This window comes from Caulobacter sp. D5 (assembly GCF_003185805.1).
Lineage (GTDB): Bacteria > Pseudomonadota > Alphaproteobacteria > Caulobacterales > Caulobacteraceae > Caulobacter.
On record NZ_QHJY01000333.1, the window covers coordinates 1 to 4,403 of the forward strand.

General features: G+C 69.0%; 4 protein-coding genes. All 4 read right to left on the bottom strand.

The window, feature by feature from the left end; genetic code table 11:
• Window positions 1-1,493 (bottom strand): TonB-dependent receptor (locus DMC18_RS19910; RefSeq protein ID WP_233248233.1); only part of this gene is annotated, 1,493 nt, incomplete at its 3' end.
• A gap of 154 nt (window positions 1,494-1,647) precedes the next feature.
• Window positions 1,648-2,754, bottom strand: a complete 1,107-nt coding sequence (locus tag DMC18_RS19915; protein ID WP_158285940.1) for a DUF3667 domain-containing protein — start codon at window positions 2,752-2,754, stop codon at window positions 1,648-1,650.
• Window positions 2,755-2,899: 145 nt separating this feature from the next.
• Complete coding sequence (locus DMC18_RS19920) at window positions 2,900-3,436, bottom strand: UTRA domain-containing protein (protein WP_158285941.1); 537 nt, start codon at window positions 3,434-3,436, stop codon at window positions 2,900-2,902.
• A 93-nt stretch (window positions 3,437-3,529) separates the two neighbouring features.
• Entirely contained in the window at window positions 3,530-4,240 is a 711-nt protein-coding gene (gene hutC, locus DMC18_RS19925) for a histidine utilization repressor (protein WP_110117970.1), read from the bottom strand.
• Between the last annotated feature and the right edge of the window lie 163 nt (window positions 4,241-4,403).

A 4,403-nucleotide genomic window follows, 5' to 3' on the forward strand; every position in this document is an offset into this window, starting at 1 on the left:
ACGTCGTCGGTCACCTTGTAGAGCGCCGACAGGTCCCAGCTGGGCTGGGTGTCGGACATCTTCACATAGCGGCGGCCGGTATAGGTGACCGCGCCGGCGGCCGTGTCGGCGGTCTTCAGCAGGGTGGTCTTCTTGGTGTCCTCGGTCTCGCGCAGGCCGGCGGTGAGGGTCAGCTTGTCGGAAAGATCATAGCTGACCTGGCCGAACACCGCCCACGAGGTGTTGGCGTTCTTCAGCGACACCCAGTTGTTGGGGTTGGTGCGGACGAAATAGGCGCGCTGGTAGAAGTTGGTGATGTCGCGGCTGTCGAAGAAGAAGCCGCCGACCTGCGACTTGAAGGCGCCGTCCGTGTCGCTGGCCAGGCGGATTTCCTGGGTGATCTGGTCGAGGTCCTTCACCGCGCCCTGCGACTGGCCATAGCCGTTGGCCACGCCGCCGACCGGGAAGTTGGCCGCCGCGCCGCCGTCGGTGTCGCCGCGGCTGTAGCCGTCGGTGCCCTCATAGGCGCTGATCGAGGTCAGCTTCACGCCGCCGAAGTCGTAGTCGATCTTCAGCGAGGTCCCGACCGTGTCGTAGGCCTGCGGGTTGTTGACCGCCTCGTCGAGGGCGACCTTGTCGCGCTCGGCGTACTGGGTGCTGTTGGAGCCCTTCTTCAGGCCGGCGCGGTGGAAGAGGGTCGAGGTGCCCTCGTAGCTGCGGGCGTGGGCCGAGGCCAGGACCGACAGGTTCTCGGTCGGGGTGGCCAGGATCTGCAGGCGGATGTCGCGCTCGTCGAAGCCGCCCATGGCGTCGCTCTGCGGCGTCTTGGTGCCGTCGGCACTGGTCCCGGTGAAGGTGTTGTCCACCCAGTCGTCGCGGTGCTGGTAGAGGGCCGAGACGCGGAAGGCCAGCTTGTCGGCCACGATCGGGCCGCCGATGCCGCCGTCGAAGGTGGTGGTGCCGTAGCTGCCGTACGAGGCCTGGGCCTGGCCCTGCAGGGTCTGGGTCGGCTTGGCGGTGTCGAACTTGATGATGCCGGCGGTGGTGTTGCGGCCGAACAGCGAGCCCTGCGGGCCGCGCAGCACTTCAACCTGCTGGACGTCGAACACCGGGTTCGACTTCAGCACCACGTGCTCGAGCACGACCTCGTCCTGGATGATCGACACCGGTTGCGAGGCGCCGAGGTAGAAGTCGATATTGCCCAGGCCCCGGATGTAGAAGCGCGGGAAGATGCGGCCCGTGGTGGTCTCGGCGTAGAGGCCGGGCACGCGGCCGGCCAGGGCCAGGATGTCGTCGCCGCCGGCCTGCAGGGCGCGCAGGTCCTGGCCGCCGACCACGGCGACCGACAGCGGCGTGTCCTGCAGGTTCACCGAGCGGCGCTCGGCGGTGACGATGATCTCTTCCAGGCTGGTCGAGTCGGCGGCTTCTTGGGCGTTGGCGACGGCGGCGCTGGCGAGCGCGCCCATCGCACAGGTCAGCATCAGCGCCGACCGGGCGATCATGGACTTGGACACGAAGTAATCCCCTTTTTACGTAGAAGTGCCTGCGGTTGTTGATTATTTCCGCAGAACACCGTCCGCGTAACAGGCGCATGCGAAACTGTCATGACAGCCGCCGGCGCCGGTTGGGGATAATGTCAGCTTACGAACAATAAAGCGGCGCCGGCCGTCAGATCTGCGACAGCCCGAGCCACAGCAGGCCCAGCAGAAGCAGCAGGAAGGCCGTCTGGGTGGTGAACCAGACGAACCCCGTCTTGACCACCGCGCCGAAAACGCTCGACCCGTAGACGCCCCGAAGCGTGGCGAACAGGTTCACCGGCGCCCAGATCAGCGCCGCCAGGATCGCGATGTCCTTCACCGGCTTGGGCAGGACGAACACCAGCGCCCACAGCAGGAAGACGAACGACAGGTAGTTCATCGAGACGATCAGGTGGTCGTACATGAAGAACTTGCGGCGATAGAAATAGCAGGCGCCCAGGGCCAGGGCGAGGATCGGCAGCATCAGCACCGCCAGCCGGTGGCCCCAGCCGAACACCACCACCATGAAGTAGCCGGGCGTGGCGATCGCCTTGCCCAGCTGGGTGTTGAGCCATTCGTTGCGGGCCTTCTCGGCGGCGGTGGAGTCGGAATCGGACTCCACGAACTGCTGCTTGCCGTCGGCGCCCGGCTTGTCGGTCAGCACGCCGTCCTTCTTCAGCGAGTCGCGCAGCTCCGAGGCGACCTGGCCGGGCACGGCCTGGGCCGTCGCGTCGGCCTTGGCGGACTTGTCGTGGCCAGCCTGCGCCGCGGGCTTGCCGTGCTCGCCGTGACCGGCTTCCGCCTGGGCCTGGGCCTGGGGTTGGGCTTGGACGCCATGGCCCGCCCCATGCTGGGCGTCGTGCATCGACTTGTGGATCACCGTCTCGGCCGAGAGGATGAACAGCAGCAGGGCGACCAGGAACAGCCGGAACGGCGGCACGTGGCGGGCGCGCTTGCCGTCGAGATATTCCCGCGTCAGCCGGCCGGGCCGCACGAACAACCACGGCACGGTGCGCCACAGCCGGCCGTCGAGGTGGAACATGCCCTCGATGGCTTCCCAGGTGACGTGCAGGATCGACTTGTGATGGTTCGACGCCTCCTGGCCGCAGGCATGGCAGAAGTGGCCGACCAGCTCGGTCTCGCAGTTCTCGCACCTGGTTCCGGGCGGCGGCGGCGCGTGCGACGAGCGCCCGTCCGACTTGAACCGCGCCAGCCAGCCGCCCAGCGCCCCGCCGGTGATCGCCTCGAGTTCCTTCACGCAAGCCCCCACGCGCGCTCCGGGCGCGATTCCGTCAGCCACTCGCATAACGGTGTATGACAACTCGGGCGAACGTGCATCAGGGAACGCCGGAGCGGGAAAATCGCGGCCGTTCCGCCCAGGCGGAAGGCGCCGGCCGCCGTCCTTAGTCCAGCCAGTCCCAGTACGCCTTGCCCTCGAGCGTGCGCAGCTTCATGCCCACGGCCCACTGCTCGACGTTGAAGAAGGTCTGATGCTCGTTGTCCAAGGCGTCGTGCCGATAGGACAGGGCGGGCGCGCCGGCGGCCTCCCCCAGGAGCTCGGCGACCTCCGGCGAACAGGGCTGGGGACGCGTGTCGGTGAAGGCGAACTTGGTGTTGCGGGCGGCGACCGCCTCCATGGCGTTCCAGGCCAGCAGCGGGTTGGCGAAGGTCCGCTCGGACGAGCCCAGGGCCGCGAAGATCAGGCTGTCGTGAATGACCCGCTTCTCGACCAGGACCAGCCTTCCCTCCAGCACGTGCAGGGCGCGCAGGTGCAGCACGCGCCGTTCCTGGTTGTTGGTGCGGTCCTGATTGAAGTCGTACATCCGATGGATGACGTCGAGGATCCGCACCTCGCGAGGCGGCGGATCGTTCATCTCATCCCAGAGGTCGAGGCCCGGCAGGCGGGTCTGGGCGGGCGGTGCGAAGGACGGCTCGGTCACGGTATTCCCCCAAGCCGGGGACGGCCGGCCCCGACTCGCCCGAAGGTATAGGCCGATACGCGCAAGCGCCATGCGCGAGACGACGACGCCCCGTCAGCGCGCCGGACCGAACCTCGCGACCAGATCGTAGGCCTCGCCGGGGAACAGCTGGCGCACGTGGGTCACCGGCTCGCCGGCCCGCCAGGTGCGGCGTTCGACGGCCAGCAGGGCCGTGCCCACGTCCAGGGCCAGCAGCTCGGCGACGGCGGCTTCCGCGCCCACGGCGCTGATCCGGCTTTCCGCTTCCGTCCACGGCACGTGGTGCAGCAGCCAGGCGCCGGGCGGCTCGGCGGCGAAGTCAGCGGCGGCGGCCTCGGGCACGGCGGCCAGGCTGATCAGGCGGTCTTCCAGAGCGAAGGGCCGGCCGCCGGCCACGTGCAGGCCGCGCAGGGCGATCAGGTCGCCCTCCCCCGCCAGTTCGGCCTCGTCGCCATCGTCGGGATCGGCGGGCCGGCGCTCGGCGGCCAGCAGCACGAAGGCGTAGGTCTCGCCCCGGGCGGTGATCTCGGCCTGGATGTCGGGGATGTCGAGGACCGTGGAGTGCACCTTGGGCCGGGCCACGAACGAGCCGGCGCGGCGGCGGCGCACAACGAGGCCCGCATCGGCCAGCGCCGACATCGCCTTGTTCACGGTCATCCGCGAGCAGCCGTACTGGGCCATCAGCTCGCTCTCGAACGGCACGCGATGGCCGGGCGCCCAGGCGCCCGAGCGGATCAGCCCCTCGATCTCGTCGCGGATGCGCTGGTGGAGAGGAACGGCCGTCAAGACAGCAGGTCCTTCAGCACCCGGCGATAGCGCTCGGCGATCGCCTCGCGATGCCGGTGGCGGCCGCCCGAGACGACGGGACGGCCGGCGCGCCAGACGCTGTCTATCGCCCCAAAGCGGCCGGCGAAGACCAGGCTGTCGACCAGGGCGTCGCCACTCCTGC